Source organism: Faecalicoccus pleomorphus DSM 20574 (assembly GCF_000420345.1).
GTDB lineage: Bacteria > Bacillota_I > Bacilli_A > Erysipelotrichales > Erysipelotrichaceae > Faecalicoccus > Faecalicoccus pleomorphus.
This window is the reverse complement of sequence record NZ_ATUT01000016.1, coordinates 1-19,826: the sequence shown is the minus strand read 5'-3', so window position 1 is coordinate 19,826 and position 19,826 is coordinate 1. Positions and strand designations below refer to the sequence as shown.

Below are 19,826 nucleotides of genomic sequence, written 5' to 3'. Positions count from 1 at the left end.
TAAGAAAAAAGGAGGCGCTATGTCATTATTTAAACCGGATTACTATATTTCTAGCTTTCAGGCAATGGATATAGATCGATTGAAAAGAGCAGGGATCCGATTGTTGTTATGCGATATTGATAATACGCTGATGGCCTATAATGAAGCAGTGCCGAATGCCAAAGTGGTGGCGTTTATCGATCGCATCAAGGCACATGGCATTGAAGTCGCATTGTATTCCAATGCTTCTAAAAAAAGAGCGTTTCGCTTTGCCAGGGATCTTCATGTTTCACAAGTCTATTATTTGTCTTTAAAGCCGTTGCCTTTTAAATTCTGGAAGGTCATTAAGGCACATGGCTATACCAAAAAAGAAGTCGCGATTTTAGGTGATCAGCTGTTTACCGATATGTTAGGCGGCCATTTGGCCGGAATTTATACGATCTTGACAGCGCCAATCTCTAAAATCGATCGATCTTCGACCAAATTCACACGTAAATTTGAAAATTTAGTTTTTAAGCATTTAGAAAAAAGTGGTTTCCGGAAAGGAGAATTTGATGGCTAAATACTGTAAAGGATGCGGTATAGCACTGCAGAATGAGGATCCAAACGGGTTGGGATATGTTCCGACATTAGACGCCAATTTTTGTCAACGTTGTTATAAAATTCGCCATTATGGAGAAGTCACGATCAATATGCAGCAGGGAATCGAATCCAATCAGACCTTGGAAAAGATCAATAAGATTGAGGGAACGGTTTTCTGGATCGTGGATTTGTTTACCTTTGAAGCCAGTATGATCTCTCGATTAAATCAAAAGCTTCCTGGCAAGGATATCATCATGATCTTGACCAAAAGAGATGTATTGCCAAGTACGCTCAGTGATGAAAAAATCCTGGCTTTTGTACAGGAGCGTTTGAAAGAAGAAGGCATTCAGGTCAAGGAGATACTGATCTGTGGTTATCTTTTAAAACATGATGAGGAAAGTACACGAAATCTTTCTCGTATCGTAACCGCCATTCAAAAGTACAGGCGTGGAAAAGATGTAATTTTTATGGGTGTGGCCAATGCCGGAAAATCAACCATCTTAAATCGATTAATGGCTTCAAAAGATCTAACGATTTCCAGAAATCCGGGGACGACACTGGATCTGGTTCCGCTGGTACAGGAAGATTATACGATCTATGATTCACCGGGTATTGAAAATAAACACAGTATTTTGACTATATTACAGCCAAAAGACTTAAAATCCGTGATACCGGTCAAACCGATTCGTCCTTTGGTGTCGCAGATCTTTGAAGATCAAAGCTATGCGGTAGGCGGCCTGGCTAGATTGGATGTTGTGGTCAAAGGAAAGGCAACGGTGGTCGGCTATTTTTCCAGAAGTCTGCCGATTCATCGAGGAAAGCTTTCCAACGCCGATGCCTTATGGCAGAAACATTTAAATGAAATGCTTGTACCTTGTGTGGATACCTCACTTTTGACCATGCATACTTTTCATTCACCGATGAAAGAGGACGGAAAAATGGATGTGGTGATTCATGGTTTAGGCTGGTTTTGTGTCAGTGGTGCCATACAAGATGTGTATGTACGTGTTCATAAAGGAATTCAAGTAACATTTAGAAAGGCGATGATTTAATGATCAGTGCACAAAATAAAAAAACACTTCGTAAATTAAGTATGTCGTATCGTCCACTTTTTCAAATTGGGAAGGATGGACTTAGCTATAATATGATCAAATCCCTGAATGATTCTCTGGAGGCGCATGAGCTTGTCAAATGCTCTTTGTTGAAGACAAGTCCAATCGATGTTCGAGAGGCAGCAATTGAATGTTCTTCGCAAACACACAGTGAGATCATTCATATCGTAGGGCGTACTTTTGTTCTGTATCGCAGAAGCAAAGAAAATAAGTTAGGTTTAAAGAAATGAAAATCGCATTATTAGGCGGTAGCTTTGACCCGGTTCACTATGGACATCTGCAAATGGCAAAAGAGGCCGTGCAGGTCTTAAAGGTGGATGAAGTTTGGTTTATTCCTGCCAAGAAAACGCCGCTAAAGGATCGTATTTTGACATCGGATACGGATCGTCTTGCGATGTTAAAGATCGCATTAGCCGATTTTCCACAATTTAAAGTCAATCCGATCGAGATGCAAAGAGAAGGAACCAGCTATACGATCGATACGCTGGAAGCTTTGCACAAGCAGTATCCATCTTATACATTTTACTGGCTGATTGGTAATGACCAGTTGGAACAGTTTGATCTTTGGAAGGATCCGGATCGTTTAGTACAGCTGGCACACTTTGTCTGCTTTGATCGTGATGGAAAGCTTGTCCAAACAAAATATCCGATTCAACAGTTTCATATGGAGCCGATGCCGGTTTCCAGCAGTGAAATACGAAGAGGAAATAAATTAAATTACCTGGATGAAGAAGTCTTGCGATATATTTATCAACATCGTTTGTATGTCAAAGACTTTATTAAGGAAAGAGTGAGTCCAAAACGATTCTCGCACAGTGTTTCTGTTGCTCATCTCTGTGAGGAGTTTGCCAAAGCCCATGGTCTGGATACACAAAAGGCATACTATATCGGCCTGTTTCATGATGTGGCCAAAAATCTTTCCAAAGAGGTCATGGAGCCATGGATGGATTGTATCTGTCAGGAAAACAAAAAATATCCGGTTGCGGTATGGCATGGGTTTGTTGGGAGTGAGATCATTAAACGTGTTTTCTACATACACGATGATCAAATCAGTCATGCAATCTACCATCATGTCTTAGGCACGAGTCATGATCCCTATGCGATGATCATATTTTGTGCAGATAAGCTTGATCCTTTACGAGGCTATCCGGTCAAAGATTCTATTGCCTGTGTCAAACAGGATCTGGCAAAAGGATTTGAAATGGTTCAGGAAGAAAACCGAAAATATTTGAAGGGAAAGGGAAACTAACTTGGAAATCAGAGAAGTTATTTTAAAGGCAATCAGTGAGAAAAAAGGATATGATATCAAAGACTATGATACAACCAGTCTTACTCCTTTTATGGATCATATGATCATTGCCTCCACCAACAATACACGTCAGAATTATTCGATTTGTCAAAATATCAAAGATCGTTTAAGAGAAAATGGATATAAACTGGATTTTAAAGTCGAGGGTGATGCCGATTCCCGCTGGCTTTTGATCGACCTGAAGGATATCGTTGTTCATTTGTTTGTTCGTGAAGAAAGGCAGGTGTATCAGATGGATCGCCTGTATGCCGATGTTCCGGTTGAAACTTATGATCTATGATACTTTAGCATCGTACTATGATGCTCTGGTCAAAGATGAAGAAGCGACTTTATCATGGGTACATTGGATCGAATCCTTTCAAAAGCCATGTTCCATGTTGGAGTTAGCCTGCGGCAGTGCCGAGATCACACAGGTTTTATCCCATCACGGATTTCAGATGACGGCCCTGGATCTCAGTCAGGGAATGATCGATCAGGCAAAACGTAAAGACAAGGAGCAAAAGATTCAGTTTTTATGTCAGGATATGCGAAATTTATCAAATTTGACAAGCTTTGAATCAATTGCGTGCCTATGTGACAGCTTTAACTATATTTTAGAAAAAGAGGAAATAGTTTCCTTTTTTAAAGAAGTTCATGACCATTTACAACCAGAGGGCATCTTTTTCTTTGATAGCCATTCGTTAGATCGATTGGATGAGTTTTCTGAAGAATTCAATGAAACCGGTCATATCGAAGATGTGGATTACCAATGGTCGATTACCAGTGAAGAAGAGATAATCTATCAGGATTTTGCCTTCTATAAAGAAAATGGGGAAGTTATACAGGAGCATCATATGCAAAGAGTATATGATCCTGAATGGCTAAAGGAAGCTTTACATCCCTACTTTTACATTGAATCGATCAAGACTGATTTTGATTTAGAAGGCATACAACCGGGAGAAAAGTATTTTTTTGTATGCAGGAGGAAATAAAATGATTGGTATTGTGGCAGCGATGGATGTAGAAGTACAGGCTATCATGGAGCTATGTGAGATCACCCAGGAAAAAACGATTGGCAATGTAGCTTTTCATTATGGAAAGCTAGCTTCTAAGGATGTTGTGATATGTAAAAGTGGAGTGGGAAAAGTAGGAGCTGCCATGGTGACTACGATTCTTTGTCTGCATCATTCGTTGGATGCCCTTATCAATATTGGAACCGCCGGCGGTCTAAAGGAACAGCAAAAAGTGTTGGATATCGTCATCAGCAAGGATGTCCTCCAGGCAGATTTTGATACCAGTGCTTTGGATGGACCGGAAGGTTTGGGGCTTCGTTTTCATGCAGATGATCATTTATTGGTCAAAGCGCAGGAAGCTGCGAAGGAAAACAACATTTGTTATCACATAGGAACGATCGCATCGCAGGATTTATTCATGTCTCGAAAAGAGGACTTTGATAAGTTGATGTCTAATTTCCCGGATTCCATCTGTTCGGAAATGGAGGCAGGGGCCTTGGCGCAGGTTGCGACTTCTTTTCAAGTTCCATTTGTGATCGTACGCTCTTTAAGCGATGTTGCGCTGCATCATGATAATTCCATGGAGTTTTCTACGTATGTAAAACATGCCAGCAGGCAATCGAGTCTGATGGTACGCTCATTTGTGCAAAAAATTTAACACTTCTAAGGAAGTGTTTATTTTTTTTGCACTTTTTGTTGAGGTTTTCGATTTTTTCATTTAATTTATAATAAGATAAATAAAAAATAGTTTGAAAAGAGGGAAATTATGGTTGTAGAAAAAGAATTAAAAGTCAGTGCGGAGGCATTTTTTAATGAGATTACGAAGTCGATCTTAGGAGATATTCGCCGACAAACGGGTAAAAAAGTACATGCCAGTCAATTAAAGCCAGGAACCAATTATAAAAAGAAAATACCAGGCCGTCCATCTTCAAATGCTGAGGTAAGAGTAAAAATTTTGGCATGCGAACCTAATATTTTGTATAGCTCCAGCTTTACCAGTTCTATCGATGAGACGATTACAACATATGAAATTTCTTCTTTAGATACAGATCGTATTCTAGTACGTTATACAGAAGAATATCGATTGTTACGCAAAACATCTAGATTGTTTGATGAAAGCCGATATATGGAAAAACGTTCTCAGAAACGAGGATTAAAGCTTCTCAAAAAGATAGAAGATACTATACTTAATGATCAACAGGAGTCTGTATGATCAATATTGATGAAAAACAGAAGCGAATCTTGCAGTTGTTATGTCAAAATGATGAATATGTGTCTTTAGAATGGTTGCAAGAAACTTTATCGGTTAGTAAAAGAACCGTTTATTATCTGATCAATAAGATTAATGATACTTTAGCCGTATATCAAATTGCCCCAATTCAGAATAAGCGTGGAGCCGGTTATTATATTGAAAATGAACAAAAGAAACAAATTCAATCGCTTTTTACAGAATCATTAGTTGAATCTTCTTTGAAAGCAGAAGATCGTATTCAATTTTTGATTTGTTGGTTACTCTATCCGGACAAAGTTATTCATGTTGAAACTATTATGGAATGCTTTGGAATCTCTAGAAATTCTGTGTTTTCGGATTTGAAAAAGCTAAAAACAGAGATTCAAAAATACCATTTGGATTTGGTGTATAGTCCAAAGGAAGGATATAAACTGCAAGGAATTCCGGCTAATTTCCATGCGATATTTTTGCACTATATCATGATTTTGTTACAAAAAGTGTCATATCGAGAAATTTTCTTTTTGAATGTTTCAGAAGTTGAATTATACTATAGAAGACTTCTTAGTATTTCAGATCAATTAGGAAATGAATATAAAGGCGATAATTACTTATTGGCAATTTCTTGTTTGTTATCGATTACACATCATACAAATGAAAAATTTGATTTTTCTTTACTGGAATTAAAAGATTTAGGAAAAACGAAAGAATTAAATCTAATTGATGAGATGTTTCAGGATTTCAATGTACATGAACGATTGTATCTTGCTATTTATTTACTTGGATCGAAAGCTGGAAATACTGTTGCATACAAAGATGATGAAAAAGACATTGAATTATTCGAACTGGCTCAAGTATTAACGGAGAAGTTCGAAAAAGTCTCTAGAATACGTTTTTCAGATAAAAATGAACTGATTAATTCATTGTATCTTCATTTCAAGCTATCTTTATATTATTATAAAATTTCTATACAGATAATGAATCCATTTACGGCAGACGTGAAGAAAAATTATCCAGATCTTTATGAAATCGTAAATACACTATGTATAGAAAATGAAGATATATTTCCTTTTCCCTTATCAGAAGGTGAAATTGTCTATATTACAATTCATTTTGGTGGACATATTCGAAACGAATCTAGTTATCTTTATCGCAAGATGAGAGTTTTAATTGTATGCCCAAGTGGTATATCGACTTCTGTTCTTTTGCGAAAAGAAATTGAGAACTCATTTGCAAATATACAAGTTGTGGATTCCATTGCCGTTGCGGATATACCGGATACGGTAAAAGATATTGATTTTATTATTTCAACAGTTGATATCCAGGCTCAAGTTCCATGTATTAAAGTACATACCATTTTATCAAGAGAAGATAAATCAAGAATTGCTTCTTTAATTTCATTAAATGAAAACACATATAGTAATAATCCTAATGGTATAGAGGAACTTTTGAACATTGTGTATCGTTATGTAGATCCTAAAGACCATGAAAATGTAAAAACAGATATTATACAATTTCTACAGAATGGAAATCCTCTTCTGCAAATCAATGAAATTTCACAATATAGGCTTTGTGAAGTGCTGAATGTTGATGACATCGTATTGGCAAATAAGCAAATGGGGTGGGAAGAAGGCATTAAGGTTGCAAGTCGCCCACTTTTAAACAATGGATATATTAAACCTAATTACATAGCATCAATGATTAATTTGGTTTGTGATTATGGTCCTTATTTTGTATTAAGAAATGGTGTAGCTTTAGCTCATGGAAAGTCTAATGAAGGGGCTAATATGTTAGGCTTGTCTCTTTTGGTGAACAAATCAGGTGTTCTTTTTGAATATCTGGAAGTAAAGCTTTTGTTTGTTTTATCAAGCCCAGATCAAAATAAGCACCTTCGCCTTTTACGAGATATTATGGAGCTTTCTGAAGATGAAAAAATCGTTCAGGAGATTTTAGAACAAACTACAACAGCTCTCATACATGAAAAAATTAAGTTGTTGTATCATGATATTGCAAAGAAGTGAATTATAAAATTTAAGAGTCCAGGAGATTGCACTTTTAAGTTCAATCCTCTTGGACTTCTTTTGCATTTTAGAGGTTGTTAGAATAGAGACTGTAAATAGGTGCATCTTTTACAAATAATGGGAAGGGGATTGATAAGAATGGGTGATTGCTTATTTGATTCAAATACGATTCAAGTTATGGATCATATTGATTCCTTATCGGAAGGTATTGAATTAGGGGCAAAACTGTTGTTGGACAATGGTTATACCGAAAGCAGTTATTCGGCTGCTTTATTGCGAAATTTCGAAGAATATGGAAGCAAGTTTATGGTGTCTCCCTTTATCATTTTGCCCCACGCTAGGCCTGAACAAGGAGTTTTAAAAAGTGGAATATCTATAATACTCTTGCAACAGTCATTTTATTATAGAGAATGTAACGAGCCGATTCGTCTTATCGTCATATTAGCTGCTCAGGATTCGAAAACACATTTGCGTTATCTAAAAACATTATCAGAAATCTTTATGAATGAACAAAAATTAAAACGAATCTTGAGTTCTCATACAAAAGAACAGCTTTATATGGAACTGACGGATTGCTGATGATGAGGAAATGTATGGAAAAGTTAGAAAAATTTAGTTTTATTCCGGAATTGATTCAAACAAATCTAAAAGCAAAGAATTCGGATGAAGTCATTGACAGTTTGTCAAAAAAGATGGAAGAAAGAGGCGCTGTGCAAGAGGGGTATGCGGACTTAGTAAAAGAAAGGGAAATTGAATTTCCTACAGGACTTAGAACCCCAGGTGCAGTTATAGCAATGCCTCATGCATTCGATAAAAGAAATCATGCCAGTTATGTAGCCGTCGGTGTCCTTGAAAAGCCGGTACACTTTCGAAATATGGAAGATTTTGAAGAAGAGCTTCCTGTTGAAGTCGTCTTTTTACTGGCAATTGATGAAAAGAAAGAACAGATGTCTATGCTTCAAGTGCTGATGAAGATATTCCAGAATAAGGAATTACTGGAAGGGATAAAAAGTATCAAGACCAGTGAGGAAATCTGTCAAAAATTGAATGCATTTTTACAAAAGCTTTAAAAGGAGAGTGCTTATGAAAACTGTTATTGTAGCTTGTGGCGCTGGATTGGCAACTTCCAGTATGGTAAAACAGAAAATTCAAGATATTTTTAAAAAGAATGGAATTTCTGCAAACATCATTCAATGTACGCTAAATGAAGTAGAAACTTATGATGATAAAGCAGATTTAATTATCACAACAATGCGTGTCAGAAAAAAATTTAAAGCACCTGTTATTTCGGGAAGTGCTTATCTATCCGGAGTAAACGAAGAACAGGTAACACAACAAATCGTAGATGCATTGAAATCATAATAGGAGGAGTATATGCAAGTCGTAATGGACGTTATTGCCTATATAGTAAATCTAGGCAGTTATATTTTCGTACCAATGCTCATGTGTGTAATCGGACTTTTATTTGGATTAAAAATTCCAAAAGCAATCAAAGCCGGTGCAACAGTTGGTATTGGTTTGGTTGGTGTCAGTATTGTTTCTACATTAACATCAGATTCTTTAGGACCAGTGATCAATATTGCTATCGAAAGATTAAATTTGCACTTAACTAGTATTGATGTTGGTGGTTCTCCAGCAGCAGCTGTTGGTTTTGGTGGATTGATTGCAGCTACTTTGATTGTATTGATCATTGTAACAAATATCGTTTTGGTTGCCTTAAAACTGACAAATACTGTAAATGTTGATATTTACAATTTCTGGTATTTTGCCATTACTGCAGGTTTCGTTAATATTTTGACAGGAAGCTTCTGGTTAGGTATCTTAGCCGGTGTTTCACATGCAATCCTTGGCTTAAAAGTTGCGGATATCATGGCGCATCGAACCCAGGAAATCATAGGTATTGAGGCTATTTCAATTCCACATGGATTTGCCGCAGCCAGTGCCCCTTTGTTCCTGTTGTTGGATAAAGTTTATGATCATATTCCATTCTTGGCACATCGTCCAATTGATGAAAATAGTTTTGACACTGAAGAAAAGAAGAGTGTTGCAAGCTACATTGGAGCAATCTTTGGTGACCGTATTTATCTAGGTTTGATTATGGGGTTGTTTTTTGGTATCGTTGCTGGATATGATTTCAAGGGAATTGCTGATGTAACAATTAAGACAGCAGCTATCATGGAATTATTTCCAACAGTTGTTAAGATGCTGGTTAATGGTTTGATTCCGATTTCAAATCAAGCAAAAGCATTCTTTACAAAACACTTCCCGGATCGTGAATTGTATATTGGTTTGGATTCCGCAGTAACGATTGGTCATCCTGTTACAATTTCTGTTGGATTCTTAATGATTCCAGTATTCTTGATTGTTGCGGCTATTTTGCCAGGAAATACAACATTGCCATTAGGAGAACTTCCATTTGCCGCATTCTATGTATGTTTCGCAACAATTGTACATCGTGCCAACAAACGTCGTACGATTATCTCTAGTTTGATTTTTATTCCAATCGTACTGTTAGTATCTAGTTGGGCCGCTCCATTATTTACACAACTCGCAACAGATGCAGGTTTAAATCTTGTTGCTCAAGGACAGCAGGCTACAACTATGGCTTTAGGAAACTTATTTATCTTTATTCCAACTTTACTTGCTGAGATTCCGATGGCTGGACCAATCATTCTTGTCGTTGTCGATCTATTGGCTATTTTTGGCGGAAAGAAACTGGAAAAGTATTACGCAAAAGAAGATCAGAAATTTGAAGAAACAATTGGAACTGAATCAGCTTAATAAGAGGGTGAGTGTATGTCTAAAATTAAAATTGGCGTTGTAGGTGCCGGAATTTATGGAAACTATCATATTCATACTTATACATGTGATAAAAATGTAGAAAAAGTTGTATTTTGCGATTTGAATGAAGAACGTAAAAAAGCAACTGCTGAAAAATATAATGTAACTGGATACAGTACAGTAAAGGAAATGATTCAAAATGAAGAATTGGATGCTATTAGTATCGCAACTCCAGATCCATATCATTTCGAACCTTTAAAAGATGCTATTGAAGCAGGAATCAAAAATATTTTAGTGGAAAAGCCGCTGGCAACTTCTGTTGAAGAATGTGAAGAAATTGTTCGTCTGGCAAAAGAAAATAATGTCAAAATTTCTGTTGATTTCCATAAGAGATGGGATCCTGCCTATAATTGTATTCGTGATGAAATTAAAAAAGATGGTGACCGAATCATTCGTGGATACATGTCTTTGGATGATATCATCGATGTACCGGAAAAATGGTTTACATGGACAAATAAATCATCACCGGTATGGTTCTTAGGTGTTCATTGCTACGATTTGATTCGTTACATTACAGGCAGTGAAGTAAAAAAGGTTTATGCAGTAGGCAATAAGACAGTTTTAAAAGAAAAAGGCTATGAAACATGGGATAGCATTCAGGCTACATTGACTATGGAAGATGGAAGTCACTGGGTTGTTGAAACTGGATGGATCTTGCCAAATACCTTCCCTAAATCAAATGACGGACAGCTGATTGTTTTAACGGAAAAGAAATATTTCAAGAATGAATCTTATCGAGGTGTAAAACAATATACAGATGTGAAGGAAAGCCTGCCAAATTATATCTTTATGAACTTTGGTGAAAATTCCGCAAGCGGATTTGGATTGGAGCCTATGCAGGAGTTTGTACAGGATATTGTAGATGGTAATGAGTTTAGAACCAGTGCCTATGATGGATTACAAGCTTCCAGAATCGCAGCTGCTGTACATCAATCAGCTGAAACTGGTGAAATTGTAACATTAGATTAATAAAAAGGGAGCAGAAATATGATTACGATTGAATCTGATGTTTTAAGAATACAGATTGATCCAATGGGTGCACAATTATCCTCCATTTATCATAAGCAACATAAGCTGGAATATTTGTGGCAAAAAGATCCAAGTTACTGGAAAAGCTCTGCTCCCGTTGTTTTTCCAGTCATTGGAAAGTTGACAGAAGGTAAGTATCGTTATCGCGGAAAGGAATATGAATTAAAGTCGAATGGATTGATTCGATATAAAATGATTGATGTAAAAGATCAGGGAAGTGATTTTGTTGAGTTTGTTTATGAACCGGACGAAGAAGATTTAAAACGGTTTCCATTTCCTTGTCAAATGCTTTTACGCTACCAGATTGAAAAAAATAAATTGATTGTTCGCGCAAAAATAACAAATACTGGTGATGGAGACTTGCATTATTTTTATGCAGGACATCCAGGTTTCAATGTTCCATTATATGATCATGAATCTTGTGACGATTACTATGTGGAATTTGAAAAGAAAGAAAACATGGATATATATGAAGTTTGCGAAACTGGACAGCTTTTAAATAAGAAAGAACAGTTCTTTGCACATGAGAATCGTTTCTTTGTCCGCAAGAATCTCTTTCGGAAAGAAGCGCTTGCGTTTGTTCATCCATCATCAGATAGTTTGATGATTAAAAGCATTAAAAATGATCATTTTATAAAGGTAAACTTTTCTGGATTTGATAATGTAGCTGTTTGGTCCCCCTATATTCCTGATAAAGATCTTCGATTTATCTGTATAGAGCCATGGATCGGACATACTGAATTTAAAGGATTTCAAAAAGATTGGGATGAACATGAAGAAATAGCGGTTTTACATCCACGAAAATCGAACACACATGTTTTTTCCATTGAAATTGATGAATAAGGGGATTGTAAGATCTCCTTTTTTTGGAGGTATTATGCGAAGAATCTTTAGTATTAATCCAAAATCTTATTTATATGGGGAAGAATTATTGGAACTAGCTTTGTATGCAGATAAATTAGCCGAAGGGAAAAATTTAGATGTTTTCTTTACAGTGCCTTATGTCCATATACAACAGCTTGTGCAAAATACAAAACATTTGATCATTACTGCACAAGCAATGGATCCTATTCAGCCAGGACAAAGCATGGGAAAGATTCTTCCAGAATCACTTGTCGAAGTAGGATGTAGAGCTGTGGTTTTAAACCATGCGGATAATCCTATGACAACTTCTGAATTGGTTAAAGCGGTAAAGATTACCCGTCGCCTGCATTTAAAAACAATGATATGTGCTGGGGATCCGGAAGAAGTAGAGATGATATCCACTTTACGTCCGGATATCATGATTTGTGAAACAGAGGATCGTATAGGGCAGCAAGTTTCTGCATCTGCGACATATATGGCAGAAACTAAACGTATTATCTCCAAACATAGTCCGCACACAAGAATTATTCAGGGTGCAGGTATGACAGATAAAAAAGATATCTTAAAAGCAATTGTCAATGGTGCAGATGGAGTAGGCTTAACTTCTGGAATCATAAAAGCAGTGAATCCTTTTGCTCGTTTAAAAGAGTTGATGGATTGTTTAGCCACCGTAGGATTAGAATAGAGGAATTTAATATGTTTATAAAAAAGATTTCTTTAAAGACAGAATGGAATCGAGTTACTTTCGTGAATTTGACAGAACAGATAGAAAGCTTTATTAAAGAAGCAGGTGTAAAAGACGGCATGCTTCTTGTACAATCTCTACATACGACATGTTCTGTATTTTATGAGGAAATGGTACATGATTTGGATGGCTTAGGATATGATTTTTTACAACATGATTTAATTAGAGGGTTAAATAAAATTTTTCCCAAACAGCTTTTGTACGATGCAGATTATAAATATCCAGGTCCAAAGCACAGAAAACTTTCTTATGAGCAACATGAGGAATATCGAGCAAATCCAGCCATTTTACTAAATGCTGATGCACATTTAAAGGCTACCTTATTAGGCTCTAGTATTATGGTAACGATTGAAGATGGTAAAATGTTGACCGGTGAATTTGGAGATATATATTTTGTGGATTGGGACACTAACAGAGAGCGAAACAGGACTTGTGTTCTGTCTATAATTGCACAATGAGAAAAGAATATTTGTATGAAAACTTGTACAAATACTCTTCTTTTACTTATAGAGAATTTTCTTCTAAGAACACGAAATCCGATAATCGCTGCATGGCTTCTTTGACTTTAGAAAGCGGCAATGCCAGATTCATACGAATCGTATTTTCTTTCTGGAAAGGTCTTCCATCCTGCCATAACACACCGACTTCTATTCCTTTTCTGAGCAGTTCATCAAGACTGGTTTCCTGTTCCTCTAAATATTCTGTGCAATCCAGATACAACATATAGGTTCCTTGTGGCCTGGCCACTTTAATTCCTTTAAAGTGGGATTGGATATAATCGAGTGCATAGTCAATATTGTTTTGGATCGTTTCGCAAAGCTCTTTTACCCATTCTTTTCCTTCTTGGCTATAAGCACCTAACAATGCATAAATGGAAAGAATGTTTGGTGAATTATAATGAGATGCGTTTTCTACGCGTAAAACTTCTTCTTTGATAATAGGATTATAAATAATATGGTAAGAGCCTACAAGACCAGCCAAGTTAAAGGTTTTAGATGGTGCGTATAAGGCAACCGTTCTTCCTCGTGCATCTCTTGAAATCGATTGTGTTGGGATATGTTGATGACCCGGCAAAATCAAATCACTCCATATTTCATCACTGATGACGATACACTGGTTGTTTCGATAAACCTCCATGGCCTTTTCAATTTCTTCTTTTTCCCATACACGCCCAGTTGGATTGTGTGGTGAACAAAAGATACAAACTTTAATTTGATGGGCTTTGATCTTACGATCCATATCTTCATAATCCATACGCCAAATTCCATTTTCATCCTGAATCAAATCGGAGTGAATAATCGTTCGATGTAAATTCTTTAAGGTCTTGGTGAAACCAATATAGGTGGGCGCATGAACCAAAACGGGTTCCTTTTTAGCGGTATAAGTTTGAACAACACTGCTGACACCGCCTAATACACCATTTTCATAGCCAATATGTTCTTTCTTTACAAGCAGGTTATTTTGTGATTTCTGCCAGGAGATAATGGCATCATAATAAGCATCCGGAATCGTAAAATAACCAAAGTGAGGTTCATTTAAACGTGAAAAAATGGATTCTTGAATGGCAGGAAGCACTGGAAAGTTCATGTCGGCTACCCACATCGGAATCTTTGAAAATCCATCTTTGACTGTCGCATCAGGAATAGGCAAGTTGTCAACGGCCAAGGCATCGTGTCCTTCTCGATCAAGGATCGTCGTAAAGTCATATTTCATTTTCATTTCCCCCTTTATGATTAAGTGTATCATGTTTTCTTTGATTCGAATCAAAGTATTCTTTTAAATTTACTGTCTTGTCAGTTGACTTTACACATTGTATAATGTCCTAGACAATCTTTAGGAGGATACCATCATGTCATTGAAGGAAGATATACAAAAGCTAAAACAAGAGAAGAATGCGATTATTTTAGCTCATTATTATGTTGAGGGAGATGTGCAGGATGTTGCGGATTTTGTCGGTGATTCATTTGCGCTGGCAAAAAAGGCAAAGGAAACCGATGCGCAAATCATCGTTTTTGCCGGTGTTCGCTTTATGGGAGAGAGTGCCAAGATCTTAAATCCAGACAAAAAGGTACTAATGCCGGATATGAATGCCGATTGTCCTATGGCGCATATGGCGGTTGTTTCCAATATTCGTAAGATGCGAAAAGAAGTTGATGATCTTGCGGTTGTCTGTTACGTCAATTCAACGGCAGAACTAAAAACATTGAGTGATGTCTGTGTGACCAGTTCCAATGCGGTAAAGATCGTCAAGAACTTACCGCATAAGAATATTTATTTTATCCCGGATCAGCATTTGGCATCTTTTGTAAAAGAGCAGGTCCCGGAAAAGAATGTGATCTTAAATGACGGTTATTGTATTACACACCATCGCATGTCTAAAGAAGATGTTTTAAAAGCTAAAGAAAAGTATCCAAAGGCATTGGTCTTAGTGCATCCCGAATGTAAAAAGGAAGTGGTTGAGCTGGCCGATTATGCCGGCAGCACGGCAGGGATTTTACAGTATGCGACTAAGAGTGAGCATACCGAATTTATCATCGGTACCGAGATGGGTGTGCTCTACGAACTGAAAAGACAAAATCCGAACAAAAAATTTCATATTATGAGCGATAAGCTTGTCTGTGTCAATATGAAAAAAGTGACTCTGGATAAATTGTATGATGTCTTGTTGCATGAAAAAAATGAAATTGTGTTAGATGAAGAAGTTATGGTTAAAGCTAAAAAGTCCATGGATGCGATGTTGGAGATGGCCAAGGCATGAATGTGATTCAAACAGATATTTTGATCGTAGGAACAGGATGCAGTGGACTCTTTGCGGCTTTACATGCGCCCAAGGATAAAAAAGTGCTTTTGATCTGTAAGACGACTTTGGAAGAAAGTGATTCGTTTTTGGCACAGGGTGGTATATGTGTACTGAAGGATCCATCGGATTATGAAAGTTTTTTTAAGGATACGATCAGAGCCGGTCATTATAAGAACCGCAGACAGTCTGTGGATATCATGATTCAATCCTCGCCGGATGTCATTGCCGAGCTAGAAAGCTATGGTGTTCGATTCACAAAAGATGCGCAGGGAAATTTTGTCTATACCAAAGAAGGCTGTCATTCACATCCTCGCATTTTGTTTCATGAAGATATTACAGGTAAAGAGATCACTTCTCATTTATTAAAGGAAGCAAAGAAACATAAAAATCTGACATTTATGGAAAATACTACGATGTTGGATATCTTGGAAGAAGACAATACTTGTTATGGCATAGTTGCGAAGAAAGAAGAAGAGTTGTTTGCGATACAAAGCGACTTTACTCTTTTGGCAACCGGAGGCATCGGCGGACTCTTTAACAATTCTACAAATTATCCGCATTTGACCGGAGATTCGTTAGCCATCAGCCTTCGTCATCATATCGCACTGGAGAATCCAGATTATATTCAGATCCATCCGACAACGCTATATTCCAAGAAAAAAGGAAGACGTTTCCTGATCAGTGAAAGTGTGCGCGGGGAAGGGGCAAAGCTCTATGATAAATATGGGAAACGGTTTGCCGACGAGGTTTTGCCAAGAGATCTTTTAACACAGAAAATCTATCAGCAGATGAAAAAAGATGATACGCGCTTTGTATGGTTGGATATGACCGTGTTGGGTAAAGAACAAATCCTTTCTCACTTTCCGCATATCTATCAACATTGCCTGCAGGAAGGCTTTGACTGTACAAAAGAATGGATTCCCGTTGTGCCGGGACAACATTATTTTATGGGCGGTATTCATGTCGATGCGTATTCCAGAACGACGATGGATCAATTGTATGCGATTGGCGAAACCGCATGTAATGGCGTGCACGGGGAAAATCGTTTAGCCAGCAATTCCTTACTGGAGTCTTTGGTCTTTGCCCGAAGAGCTATGAAGGATCTAAGCATCAAAACAGCGAAAATATGTTTAAATTTTGAGAATCTGATTCAAACAACCACGAAAGATCTGGATGTTACAAAATATGCATCGATGGTACGAGAGGTTATAAACAAGAAGAAAGAAGGTAGAAAAATGAATTCTATTACCATGTCCATGAATGTGGATACTTTGATCTTACAGGCATTGCGTGAAGATGTAACAAGTGAAGATATTACCACCAATGCGATCATGAAAGGATATCAATCAGGAAGTGTACAGTTGATTTGTAAGGAAGATGGCATCATTGCCGGCCTTCCGGTCTTTGAAAGAGTTTTCCAACTGGTGGATTCTAAGACAGAAGCGACTTTCTTTTTCAATGATGGGGATCATGTACACAAAGGAGAAGTCGTTGCGGAAATCTATGGGGATATTCGCTCTTTATTGACGGCAGAAAGAACAGCTTTAAATTATCTACAGAGAATGTCGGGCATTGCGACCTATACAAGACAGACGGCCGATCTTTTAAAAGGAACGGGCATTCGTTTGTTGGATACCAGAAAAACAACGCCGAATATGCGTGTATTTGAAAAATATGCGGTAAAAGTCGGCGGAGGTTATAATCATCGCTATAATTTGAGCGATGGAATTCTTTTAAAAGATAATCATATCGCTGCAGCCGGAGGAATTCGTCAAGCGGTAGAGCTGGCCAAAGAATATGCCTCCTTTGTGCGAAAGATCGAAGTTGAAGTTGAAAATATGGACATGGTCAAAGAAGCCGTAGAGGCTGGTGCGGATATCATCATGTTGGATAATATGAGCATTGATCAAATGAAAGAGGCTGTACAGTATATTCAGGGCAGGGCCTTAACAGAATGCAGCGGAAATGTCACAAAAGAAAACATCGCCGCTTTAGCATCTACCGGTGTGGATTATATCTCCAGTGGGGCTTTGACACATTCCTCTAAGATCCTTGATCTTTCTTTAAAGAATTTAAAAGCGGTGTAATATGAAAAAAGAAGAACGATTAAAAGCTTTGGAGCAGAAGCTGAAGGAAAGCCCACAGCCTTTATCTGGAGATAAGCTTGCGAAAAGTCTTCATGTATCCAGACAAGTCATCGTGCAGGATATCGCCTTGCTTAGGGCTTTGAACATGCCAATCATTTCCACAAACAGAGGCTATATCTTGCCCAATCAGGAATATTCGATGGTGGTCAAGGTCAATCATACGATGGAGCAGATGCAGCAGGAGCTTGAAACGATCGTAGATTGTGGGGCGACAGTTCATGATGTATTTGTGGAACATGCGACATACGGAAAACTGGAAGCCAAACTTTCTCTTTCCAGCCGCCGAGATGTCAAAGAGTTTCTAAACCAGATTCAGCAGGGAAAAAGCCAGCCTTTGAACAATTTAACACAAGGCATTCATTATCATACCATTACCGCTCGTTCGCAAGATATTTTGGATGAGGTCAAAAAGTCTTTAGACAAAATGGGCATACTTTGTTAGAATGGGCCTATGCAGATAGAACTTTTTACAAGGGCAAAAAAAGAATTTCGCAATATCTCCGCTTTGATGTTGATGCATGGAATCTTACCATATGTTTGTTTAGCGGTATTTTCTTTTCTGATGCGGTTTTTACCTCTTTCATTTTACGGAAGATATCAAATTACGATTTTATTAGCTTATCTTATTCCGATGTTCTTGACGGCTTTTATGGCCGGGATAGGGGCAGTGTGGCTGCGTCCTTCTTTTGATGGATTGTCAAAGAAAGTAAAAGGAATGGGAAAATATCTGATTTTTTTATTGGGGTTGAATTTCTTTTGTTCGATCACATATTCTTTGATTCATGCGATTCTAGGCATGATACATGGCTCTGTTGGCAGTGGAATACAGACTTTTTTTACCGGAAACATACTCTTTGATGGTTTGATCCTTCTCTATATTGTTCTTCTGGGGCCTTTTTTTGAAGAGATCTTATTTAGAGGTATCATACTGAGAACTTTAGATCAATATCATAGAGTGTTTGCGATATTGGTCAGTTCCATGTTGTTTGCGATGATGCATTTAAACCTTCAACAAGGCATTACTTCATTTTTTATCGGATGTTTTTTGGGGTATGTAAGTTTAAAAGAGAATTCTATGCGTATTCCCATTCTTTTGCATATCTTAAATAATTTGATTGCCTTACTGATGAGCGTTCCTATTCTTTCAATTTTATGTTTATTGGGAATGTTTGCCTGCTTTGTCGGAATGGTTTATCTATTATATAAATATGGAAATCGAATTTCAGAATTGTTTAAACAGGAATATTGCACGTACAGATATGGAAAGATGTTTTTTACTAGATGGACGACCATCTTGTATATAATCTTCTTTGTAGGGGTTGTTATGTTCTTGTAAGGTGACGAAGCTTATCTTATAAGATAGAAATGATAAAAAATCTATGAATGGATCACAGCATTAAAAAGCTGATGATATCAAAGGGAGAATTAGAATGGGCTCTCCCTTTTTTGATAGTTTGATTTGAATTTCTTAACGAAAAAGATTTCTAAAGAAGAATAAGATCTTATGGATCTTGTTTGATAATAAGATATAAATAAAAAAAGTCCTTTATCTAAAGGACTTATTGACATATGGTGGAGCGTAGGAGGATCGAACTCCTGACCCCCTGCGTGCAAAGCAGGTGCTCTCCCAGCTGAGCTAACACCCCACAAAAATGGTTTTGCAGAAAACAAAATGGTGGGCCTGAATGGATTTGAACCAGCGACCTCACCCTTATCAGGGGTGCGCTCTAACCAACTGAGCTACAGGCCCATTTGCTGACTGCTCAATAATAATAGCATTTGCTACCCTATGTGTCAAACATTTTTTCAAAAAAATTCGCTAAGTTCAACTAAAAAGTTGATGCAGAGAATTAAAAATGATGTTTTTAATTTTGATAGAGCGTAAGCACATTAATTGGCAACTCAAAAGAACATATGTCTTTTGTCACAAAGGAAACAGATCCTTTCATAGCCAACATATAAGCTTTTGTTTTTCTGGCTTCCGCCCTGATTTGGTATTTCATCTGTTTACGGAATACAAGCCAATCCAAATAGTGCTGAAGATGTCTTATGGAGACTCCATGATAATGCTTGATCATTTGTTTGAATTCCTGATGCAGCTGATTCACTTCGCCCAGACTGTTTCCATTCCGACTTGTATAGTTTTTTTGGTTCGGTTTAGGTCGGATCGTATCTTT

The 19,826-nt window shown here is 37.3% G+C and carries 22 protein-coding genes, 2 tRNA genes and 1 pseudogene; 21 read left to right on the top strand and 4 right to left on the bottom strand.

All coding sequences use genetic code 11. The features are described 5' to 3' along the window. Positions 1-19: 19 nt before the first annotated feature. From G413_RS0107630 to G413_RS0107550, 17 genes are all read left to right on the top strand, one after another. Positions 20-541, top strand: coding sequence for a YqeG family HAD IIIA-type phosphatase (locus G413_RS0107630; protein WP_022790319.1), 522 nt, complete (start codon positions 20-22; stop codon positions 539-541). Further along, complete coding sequence (locus G413_RS0107625) at positions 534-1,613, top strand: GTPase (protein ID WP_022790318.1); 1,080 nt, start codon at positions 534-536, stop codon at positions 1,611-1,613. The genes G413_RS0107630 and G413_RS0107625 overlap by 8 nt, the downstream gene beginning before the upstream one ends. Beyond that, positions 1,613-1,903: a YhbY family RNA-binding protein gene (locus G413_RS0107620; RefSeq protein ID WP_022790317.1), complete on the top strand. Its 291-nt coding sequence runs from the start codon at positions 1,613-1,615 to the stop codon at positions 1,901-1,903. The genes G413_RS0107625 and G413_RS0107620 overlap by 1 nt, the downstream gene beginning before the upstream one ends. Further along, positions 1,900-2,922, top strand: a complete 1,023-nt coding sequence (locus G413_RS0107615) for a nicotinate-nucleotide adenylyltransferase (protein ID WP_022790316.1) — start codon at positions 1,900-1,902, stop codon at positions 2,920-2,922. The genes G413_RS0107620 and G413_RS0107615 overlap by 4 nt, the downstream gene beginning before the upstream one ends. Position 2,923: 1 nt before the next feature. Next, entirely contained in the window at positions 2,924-3,262 is a 339-nt protein-coding gene (gene rsfS, locus G413_RS0107610; protein WP_022790315.1) for a ribosome silencing factor, read from the top strand. Further along, positions 3,252-3,953: a class I SAM-dependent DNA methyltransferase gene (locus G413_RS0107605; protein WP_022790314.1), complete on the top strand. Its 702-nt coding sequence runs from the start codon at positions 3,252-3,254 to the stop codon at positions 3,951-3,953. Before rsfS ends, G413_RS0107605 begins: the two co-directional genes overlap by 11 nt. A 1-nt stretch (position 3,954) precedes the next feature. Further along, a complete protein-coding gene (locus tag G413_RS0107600; protein ID WP_022790313.1) occupies positions 3,955-4,632 on the top strand; it encodes a 5'-methylthioadenosine/adenosylhomocysteine nucleosidase in 678 nt (225 codons plus the stop codon). Positions 4,633-4,740: 108 nt separating this feature from the next. Next, a complete protein-coding gene (locus G413_RS0107595) occupies positions 4,741-5,187 on the top strand; it encodes a DUF3284 domain-containing protein (protein ID WP_022790312.1) in 447 nt (148 codons plus the stop codon). Beyond that, complete coding sequence (locus tag G413_RS0107590) at positions 5,184-7,223, top strand: BglG family transcription antiterminator (protein WP_022790311.1); 2,040 nt, start codon at positions 5,184-5,186, stop codon at positions 7,221-7,223. Before G413_RS0107595 ends, G413_RS0107590 begins: the two co-directional genes overlap by 4 nt. 138 nt (positions 7,224-7,361) lie before the next feature. Further along, positions 7,362-7,802: a PTS sugar transporter subunit IIA gene (locus tag G413_RS0107585; protein WP_022790310.1), complete on the top strand. Its 441-nt coding sequence runs from the start codon at positions 7,362-7,364 to the stop codon at positions 7,800-7,802. 14 nt (positions 7,803-7,816) lie between these two features. After that, positions 7,817-8,293, top strand: a complete 477-nt coding sequence (locus G413_RS0107580; protein ID WP_022790309.1) for a PTS sugar transporter subunit IIA — start codon at positions 7,817-7,819, stop codon at positions 8,291-8,293. Between the two features lie 13 nt (positions 8,294-8,306). Beyond that, entirely contained in the window at positions 8,307-8,585 is a 279-nt protein-coding gene (locus G413_RS0107575) for a PTS sugar transporter subunit IIB (RefSeq protein ID WP_022790308.1), read from the top strand. Between the two features lie 12 nt (positions 8,586-8,597). Further along, positions 8,598-10,004 carry a PTS galactitol transporter subunit IIC gene (locus tag G413_RS0107570; protein WP_022790307.1) on the top strand — a complete coding sequence of 469 codons (1,407 nt, stop codon included), beginning with the start codon at positions 8,598-8,600 and terminating at the stop codon, positions 10,002-10,004. A 15-nt stretch (positions 10,005-10,019) separates the two neighbouring features. Further along, complete coding sequence (locus tag G413_RS0107565; RefSeq protein ID WP_022790306.1) at positions 10,020-11,033, top strand: Gfo/Idh/MocA family protein; 1,014 nt, start codon at positions 10,020-10,022, stop codon at positions 11,031-11,033. Between the two features lie 18 nt (positions 11,034-11,051). Continuing rightward, complete coding sequence (locus G413_RS0107560) at positions 11,052-11,936, top strand: aldose 1-epimerase family protein (RefSeq protein ID WP_022790305.1); 885 nt, start codon at positions 11,052-11,054, stop codon at positions 11,934-11,936. 34 nt (positions 11,937-11,970) lie between these two features. Next, on the top strand, positions 11,971-12,642 hold the full coding sequence (locus tag G413_RS0107555; RefSeq protein ID WP_027969120.1) for a triose-phosphate isomerase: 672 nt from the start codon (positions 11,971-11,973) through the stop codon (positions 12,640-12,642). A gap of 11 nt (positions 12,643-12,653) precedes the next feature. Continuing rightward, a complete protein-coding gene (locus G413_RS0107550) occupies positions 12,654-13,160 on the top strand; it encodes a YjbQ family protein (protein WP_022790303.1) in 507 nt (168 codons plus the stop codon). A gap of 46 nt (positions 13,161-13,206) precedes the next feature. On the opposite strand, the gene G413_RS0107545 is transcribed toward G413_RS0107550, so the two are convergent. Then, a complete protein-coding gene (locus G413_RS0107545; protein ID WP_022790302.1) occupies positions 13,207-14,415 on the bottom strand; it encodes a MalY/PatB family protein in 1,209 nt (402 codons plus the stop codon). A 136-nt stretch (positions 14,416-14,551) separates the two neighbouring features. On the opposite strand from G413_RS0107545, the gene nadA reads away from it, so the two are divergent. The 4 genes from nadA to G413_RS0107525 are packed head-to-tail and all read left to right on the top strand — an operon-like array spanning position 14,552 to position 18,985. Beyond that, positions 14,552-15,460 carry a quinolinate synthase NadA gene (gene nadA, locus G413_RS0107540; protein ID WP_022790301.1) on the top strand — a complete coding sequence of 303 codons (909 nt, stop codon included), beginning with the start codon at positions 14,552-14,554 and terminating at the stop codon, positions 15,458-15,460. After that, entirely contained in the window at positions 15,457-17,589 is a 2,133-nt protein-coding gene (locus tag G413_RS12575) for an L-aspartate oxidase (protein WP_022790300.1), read from the top strand. Before nadA ends, G413_RS12575 begins: the two co-directional genes overlap by 4 nt. A 1-nt stretch (position 17,590) precedes the next feature. Then, positions 17,591-18,091, top strand: coding sequence for a transcription repressor NadR (locus tag G413_RS0107530; RefSeq protein WP_022790299.1), 501 nt, complete (start codon positions 17,591-17,593; stop codon positions 18,089-18,091). A 9-nt stretch (positions 18,092-18,100) separates the two neighbouring features. Beyond that, entirely contained in the window at positions 18,101-18,985 is an 885-nt protein-coding gene (locus tag G413_RS0107525) for a CPBP family intramembrane glutamic endopeptidase (RefSeq protein WP_022790298.1), read from the top strand. A gap of 234 nt (positions 18,986-19,219) precedes the next feature. On the opposite strand, the gene G413_RS0107520 is transcribed toward G413_RS0107525, so the two are convergent. The 3 genes and pseudogenes from G413_RS0107520 to G413_RS12190 all read right to left on the bottom strand — a co-directional run. Next, a tRNA-Ala gene (locus tag G413_RS0107520) sits at positions 19,220-19,295 on the bottom strand. A gap of 27 nt (positions 19,296-19,322) precedes the next feature. Then, positions 19,323-19,399: transfer RNA gene (locus G413_RS0107515), tRNA-Ile, on the bottom strand. Between the two features lie 115 nt (positions 19,400-19,514). Then, a pseudogene (locus G413_RS12190) lies at positions 19,515-19,826 on the bottom strand (hypothetical protein); the annotation flags it as partial.